Source organism: Micromonospora foliorum (assembly GCF_022229015.1).
Lineage (GTDB): Bacteria > Actinomycetota > Actinomycetes > Mycobacteriales > Micromonosporaceae > Micromonospora > Micromonospora foliorum.
The window spans coordinates 1-6,467 of record NZ_JAKKFF010000316.1; the positions used below are offsets into that span (position 1 = coordinate 1).

General features: G+C 73.2%; 6 protein-coding genes and 1 pseudogene. 2 read left to right on the plus strand and 5 right to left on the minus strand.

The features are described 5' to 3' along the window. The 3 genes from PSH25_RS22260 to pdhA form a co-directional block, all read right to left on the minus strand. Positions 1–582 (minus strand): biotin/lipoyl-containing protein (locus PSH25_RS22260; protein ID WP_308193714.1); only part of this gene is annotated, 582 nt, incomplete at its 3' end. A gap of 5 nt (positions 583–587) precedes the next feature. Next, positions 588–1,577 (minus strand): alpha-ketoacid dehydrogenase subunit beta, encoded by a 990-nt coding sequence (locus PSH25_RS22265; protein ID WP_238660916.1) that lies wholly within the window; start codon positions 1,575–1,577, stop codon positions 588–590. After that, complete coding sequence (pdhA, locus tag PSH25_RS22270) at positions 1,577–2,752, minus strand: pyruvate dehydrogenase (acetyl-transferring) E1 component subunit alpha (RefSeq protein WP_238660917.1); 1,176 nt, start codon at positions 2,750–2,752, stop codon at positions 1,577–1,579. Before pdhA ends, PSH25_RS22265 begins: the two co-directional genes overlap by 1 nt. A gap of 523 nt (positions 2,753–3,275) precedes the next feature. On the opposite strand from pdhA, the gene PSH25_RS22275 reads away from it, so the two are divergent. Further along, positions 3,276–4,229 (plus strand): hypothetical protein, encoded by a 954-nt coding sequence (locus PSH25_RS22275; protein WP_238660918.1) that lies wholly within the window; start codon positions 3,276–3,278, stop codon positions 4,227–4,229. A 65-nt stretch (positions 4,230–4,294) separates the two neighbouring features. Continuing rightward, positions 4,295–4,918 carry a phosphatase PAP2 family protein gene (locus PSH25_RS22280; RefSeq protein WP_238660919.1) on the plus strand — a complete coding sequence of 208 codons (624 nt, stop codon included), beginning with the start codon at positions 4,295–4,297 and terminating at the stop codon, positions 4,916–4,918. An 88-nt stretch (positions 4,919–5,006) separates the two neighbouring features. Here the strand turns inward: PSH25_RS22280 and PSH25_RS22285 are convergent, their stop codons facing one another. Both PSH25_RS22285 and PSH25_RS22290 read right to left on the minus strand, forming a co-directional pair. Beyond that, complete coding sequence (locus PSH25_RS22285; protein ID WP_238660920.1) at positions 5,007–6,230, minus strand: hypothetical protein; 1,224 nt, start codon at positions 6,228–6,230, stop codon at positions 5,007–5,009. Between the two features lie 57 nt (positions 6,231–6,287). Beyond that, a pseudogene (locus PSH25_RS22290) lies at positions 6,288–6,467 on the minus strand (ABC transporter); the annotation flags it as partial.

Consider the following 6,467-nt stretch of genomic DNA (forward strand, 5'->3'; position numbering starts at 1 on the left):
TCGATCATGGACTTGTGGTGCCGGAATCGTGGAGGTCGCGGCTGGTTTGTCACCCACCACAACTCCATGATCGACCCCAGCGGGGGCGGCGGGAGCCGCCACGGCCTGCGCGGGCACCGCGCCCTTGCGGGGGCGGCGCTTCGCGGCGGTCGTACGCGGGCCGTAGCCGACCAGCACCGCCGTCCGCCCACCCGGGGCCACTCCTCCGATCAGGCCGGGCTCGATCATGCCCTCGGCCGGCGCCACCTCCACCGCCGCCAGCGAGGCCGCCGACGGGGTGGGCAGGTCACCGCTCGGCGTGGCCGTGGTCGACGGCGTCTCCAGCGGGCCGGCTCCCGGGTCGGTGTCGATCGCGATGATCGGCGTACCGACCTCGACCGTGGTGCCCTCCGGGTGGTGGATCGCCTGCACCTGCCCGGCCCACTTCGCCGGGATCTCCACGGCCGCCTTCGCCGTCTCCACCTCGACGATCGGCTGGTTCAGTTCGATGGTGTCGCCGACCTTGACCAGCCAGGCCAGGATCTCGCCCTCGGTCAGCCCCTCACCCAGGTCGGGCAGGTTGAACGTCTTGATCCGGGACATGTCGCTCACCAACCGAAGGTGCGGTCGACGGCGTCGAGCACCCGATCGAGGTCCGGCAGGAACTCCTCCTCCACCCGGGCGGCCGGGTAGGGGATGTCGAAGCCGGTCACCCGCAGCACGGGCGACTCCAGGGAGTAGAAGCACTCCTCGGTGATCCGGGCGGCCAACTCGGCGCCGAGGCCGATGTTGGACGGCGCCTCGTGCACCACGACCGCGCGGCCGGTGCGCTTCACCGACTCGTACGCCGCGGTGAGATCCAGCGGCGAGAGCGAGCGCAGGTCGATGACCTCCAGCTCCCGGCCGTCCTCGGCGGCGGCGGTCGCCGCTTCCAGGCAGGTCCGCACCATCGGGCCGTAGGCCAGCACGGTGACGTCGGTGCCGGGCCGCACGACCCGGGCCGAGTGCAGGGGGTACGCGTCGGACAGCGGCGCGTCCAGGTCGACCTGGCCCTTCTCCCAGTAGCGCCGCTTGGGCTCCAGGAAGACGATCGGGTCGTCCGAGGCGATGGCCTGCTGGATCATCACGTACGCGTCCTGCGGGTTGGCGCAGGTCACCACCTTCAGACCGGCGGTGTGCGCGAAGTACGCCTCCGGCGACTCGGAGTGGTGCTCGACCGCGCCGATGCCGCCGCCGAACGGGATCCGGATCACCATGGGGATGCTGAGCCGGCCGCCCGAGCGGTAGTGCATCTTCGCCACCTGCGACACGATCTGGTCGTACGCGGGGTAGACGAAGCCGTCGAACTGGATCTCGCAGACCGGTCGGTAGCCGCGGATGGCCAGACCGACAGCGGTGCCGATGATGCCGGACTCGGCCAGCGGGGTGTCGATCACCCGCTGGTCGCCGAAGTCCTTCTGGAGACCGTCCGTGATCCGGAAGACGCCGCCGAGCTTGCCGACGTCCTCGCCCATGATGATGACCTTGGGGTCGTTCTCCAGGGCGCGGCGCAGACCGGTGTTGAGGGCCTTGCCGATGGTGAGCGTCTCCGTGGCCATCAGTGCGCGCTCCCCTCGAACGACTCCATGTAGCGGCTGAACTTCGCGCGCTGCTCGTCGAGCAGCGGAGACCCGTTGGGGTAGACGTGGTCGAACATCGTCACCGGCTCCGGGTCTGGCATTTCGAGCACCCGCTCGCGCAGGTGCACCGACTCGCGGCGGGCCTGCTCGTCGACCTCGGCGAAGAAGCCCGCGTCGGCGATCTGCTGCTTCTCCAGGAAGGCCTTGACCCGGGCGATCGGGTCCTTGGCCTGCCACGCCTCGACCTCGCTGGCGATGCGGTAGCGGGTCGGGTCGTCGGAGGTGGTGTGCGCGCCCATCCGGTAGGTGTACGCCTCGATCAGGCTCGGCCCCTGGCCGAGGCGGGCGTTGTCCAGCGCGGTGCGGGTGACCGCGTACGTGGCGAGGACGTCGTTGCCGTCCACCCGTACGCCGGGGAAGCCGAAGCCGGCGGCCCGCTGGTAGAGCGGGACGCGGGTCTGCCGCTCCAGCGGCTCGGAGATCGCGTACTGGTTGTTCTGGCAGAAGAAGACCAGCGGCGCGTTGAACACGCTGGCCCAGACGAACGCCTCGTTCACGTCGCCCTGGCTGGTGGCGCCGTCGCCGAAGTAGGCGATCGCCGCCTCGCCGTCGTCGGTCCCGGTCTTGCCGTCGATGGTGATGCCCATCGCGTAGCCGGTCGCGTGCAGGGTCTGCGCGCCGATGACGATCGTGTACATGTTGAACTTGAACTCGTTCGGGTCCCAGCCGCCCTGGTCGACACCGCGGAACAGGCCGAGCGGCATGATCGGGTCGATGCCCCGGCAGTAGAGGACGCCGTGCTCCCGGTAGGTCGGGAAGGCCATGTCCTGGGTACGCAGCGCCCGCCCGGAGCCGACCTGGGCGGCCTCCTGGCCGAGCAGGCTGGCCCAGAGGCCCAGCTCGCCCTGGCGCTGCAGAGCGGTCGCCTCGGCGTCCAGCTTCCGGACCAGCACCAGGTCGCGGTAGAGCCCGCGGTACTCCTCGTCGGTGAAGTCGACGCGGTACTCGGTGCCGTCCGGCCCGGTCGCGCTGTCGATCCGCTCGCCTTCGGGGGTGAGTAGCTGCACCAGCGCGGGGTCGCCGGCCGCGCCCTTCCTGGAGCGGGATGCAGCCCGCCTGCTGCGGGTGGTGCCCCCGGGGTCGCCCTTTGCCATCGGTCTCTCCCTGTCGTGTCTGCGTCGGCACCGGGGGGTCACCCGGCCGCGCAACTCGTGCGCCTGTCCGGCTGCTGCCGGACCGGTTCCTGGCGGCCGCGCCTAGCCCCGGTGGGGGTTGCCGCACGGCGTGACCCGGGTTCTGGCCGAACCCGGATCGGGAGCGCCGGCGCTCAACCGCGCCTGCCGCGAGGGTGCGCGGAGGTCACGGCTGCGTTGCCGTCGTGGTCCATATTCGCAGAGCAGGTGAGCGCGCCCACAGTACGCCTGCCCCCGCATTCCGGCCGCCCATGCTTTGACGCTGTTTGTCGCCATCATGCCGGCCCGCGTTTCCCATGCGTTGCGGCACGATTCGTCACCGTTCGGCCAGCACCGCGTGTCGACACGCGGTGGAGGTTGGCTGACCCAGGGTGACTGGGCGAGGCTGATTCCCGCAGGATCGCGCCTATCGGGTTATTTGTCGGGCTTTTGCCTCCGGCGGCGTCCATCCATGTCTCCGACGGCCGACGACAAGGGGTGTGCGGTGTACGAGCCAGGTGACGGTCCCGGCACACCAGCGCTCGGTCGACACCGGTCGGTCGGCGGCTATCGCCGGATGGTCGGCGTGCACCGTGCCCCCGGCGTCGGTGGCCCCACCCGCGGCTACCTGCTCACGGTCGCGCTGCTGGCCGGCACCGCGTCGATGCCCATCCTTGCCGCGATCAGCGCGGGCTCGGCCACCCCGGGCAGCACCGCCCTGCCGGACAGCAGCACCCCGTTCATGCCGACCCCGTCCGTCGGGCCGGTGGTGATCCCGCTGCCGATGACCAGCCAGCCGCCGCTCCCGCCGCTCGGCACACCGAGCGTCGGTCCGACCAGCGGCTGGCTGCCCGCTGCCCCGCGACGGCCACGGGAAGGGCCCGTCGCGGCCGATCCCAGGCCCGCCTGGCGGACGACCGCCCCGCCGCTGGCACCGAAGCCGACGCAGGGCACCACGCCGCCCGTACCCCCGCCCGTCGCTCCGCCGACCGACCCCAACCCGAGCGATCCGCCGGACCCGCCGGACCCGCCGGACCCGACCGACCCGGACCCGACCGACCCGCCGGACCCGACCGATCCGGACCCGACCGACTCGCCGAACCCGGACCCGACCGACCCGGACCCGACCGATACGCCGGACCCGGACCCGACCGACCCGGACCCGACCGGCTCGGCCGATCCCGATCCGACCCCGACCCTGACGGTGGACCCGACGCCCACACCGGACCCGACGATCGGGCCCACGCTCACGCCCACGCCGACCGACGAGGCGACCGCGACCGCCGTGCCGACCAGCACCCGGTCCGTGCCCGCCCCCACACCCACGCCGCCCGCACCACCGACCCGCCGACCCAGCCCGGCGATCCCGTCGCCGTCGGCCGTCGCCTCGCCGCCCAGCGTCAGCCCGGCGCCGCTGGCCGGACCGACGCACCCGGCGGTGTTGCCGGCGGTACGGTGACGATCAGGCGCGGCCCGTCCGGCGTCGGCGGTGTTCGGGGGTAGGCGCGTACCGGAGGGGGTGGCGTGGGCGGCGGTGCGGAACTCCGCCCGGTGACCACCCGATCCGGCCCGGCGTTGCGGATCGCGCGGCTGGTCACCGAGGTGACCGCACCGGCGGTGCTCGTGTCGCTGCTGATCCTCACGGTGAGCTGGCACAGCGCACGCCGCCCCGGTCAGGGCCTCGTGTGGGGTCTGCTCGCCACGCTCTTCGTCACCGGCATTCCGTTCGCCTACATCGTCGGCGGGGTACGCCGTGGCCGGCTCACCGACCACCACGTCGGCCGCCGGGAGCAGCGTCGGGCGCCGCTGCTGGTCGGCCTCGGTTCGGTCGCGGCGGGGCTCGCCCTGCTGGCCGTGTTCGGTGCGCCCCGCCCGGTGCTGGCGCTGGCGGTGGCCGGGCTGGTGGGCCTCGTCGTCGCCGTGTCGGTCAGCCACTGGTGGAAGATGTCGATCCACTCGGCGGTGGCCTCCGGCACGCTCGTCATCCTGATGCTGACCTTCGGGACCTGGCTGGTCGTCACCGCACCGCTGCTGGCGGTGGTCGGCTGGTCCCGGGTACGGCTGAGGGACCACACGGTGGCGCAGGTGCTCGCCGGAGGTGCGCTCGGCGCCCTGATCGCCGCGGTGGTCTTCGGCCCGCTGCGCTAGCTGACCCGAGCCCGCTGCGCCAGCCGGCCCGGCGCGCTGGGCCGTTCCGAGGGGCGGGCGGCGCGGAGCCGCCCACCCTCGGACGCTGTCAGGCGCCGTCGTCGGCGAGGCGGTGCCGGTTCGCCTCGATCCACGCGTCCAGTGCGGCCGGATCGTCCGGGTCCACCCCGTCGGCCATCAGCTGCGCCACCGCGGCGGTCGCCGCGCTGCGCCGCTCACCGGTCGAGTAGAGGCGGGCGAACTCCGGCACCATCTCCTCGATCGCCTCGTCGGTGCGCGTCGCCGCCGCCTCGGGCAGCCCGCGCTGGCGCGACGCGTACCGCGCCCAGGCCCGCAGCACCCGGGGCAGCATCGCCGCGTCGTCCATGTCCAGCACGGCCCGGCGGTGCACCCAGTCGAGCAGGAAGAGCCCGGACACCGCGGGGCTCCAGCGCATCGGGTCGGCGTCCGGGAAGCTCGCCGAGTGGTCCAGCAGCAGGCTCAGGCAGAAGTGCAGGGAGGCCAGCTCGGGACCGTCGACGGCGTCCAGCCCGAAGCGGACGGCCTCCGGCGCGGCGAGGAACCGTCGGACCATGTCGGTGCGCTCGGCCGCGGAGAGCGGCTCGACCTCCGCCGGACCGGTCGGGTCGGCCGCGGTGGGCAGCATCGCCAGCCGGGCCCCGACCAACGCCCGGTCGGTGGCGAGCGACCCCTCGGCGGGCAACTCGCCCAGGTCGTCGGTGACCGCCAGATGGCGGGCCACCTCGCCCCGGAGCCGGGACGGATCTTCGGTACGGAACCAGGTCAGCTCGTCGTCGGCGCACATCTGCCGGACCTGGTCCAGGATCCGTTCGGCCGGCCCGCCCACGAAGATGTCCTTGGTGATCCCGATGTTGTGGTCCACCAGGGCCACCAACGCGTGCTCCGAGCCGCCGGACTCGTCGTCATAGGCGAAGGTCGCGAGGTAGGAGGTCTGATCGCCGTACACGTCGCCGTACGCCCAGGTGCCGGTGAGGTGCACCCGGCCGAGCTGGGCCGTCCAGGTGGGCGCCTGGCTGCCCGGACGCACCCGCTCGGTGCCCACGGCGGTCGGGACGAGCGTGGCGAAGACCTGCCGGATGGTGGTGGCCGCCGCGATCCTGCGGCGGGCGGTGGCGGCCAGGAAGCCGGTGACGAACTCCCGTACGGCGGCGTCGCGGTCGGTCTCCGCGATCGCGTAGACACTGCCCAGCAGGGCGCTGCCGAGCATCTCGGCGTCGAGGGCGGACTCCAGCTTGGTCACGTCGCGTGCGGCGTGCAGCACCGCGTCGTAGGGGGTCTGAGGCGTGGCCATGCTCCGACCCTACGCCGCCTGAGGCGTACGCAGAGCGGTAGCGAGCCGTGCGGAGCGTCAGCGGCGTGCGGCGTCCCGCAGCGCGTCGCGTGCCTGCGCGTAAGAGCCGAGCACGATCCGGACCGGCGTCAGCACGTACTCGTCGCCCACCTGGGCGACCCGCGCCGTCAGCCGCTGTTCGGCGCGGGCCCGCGCGCGACGGGCGGCCCAGCGCAGCACCGGGCGGGTGCGAAGAGC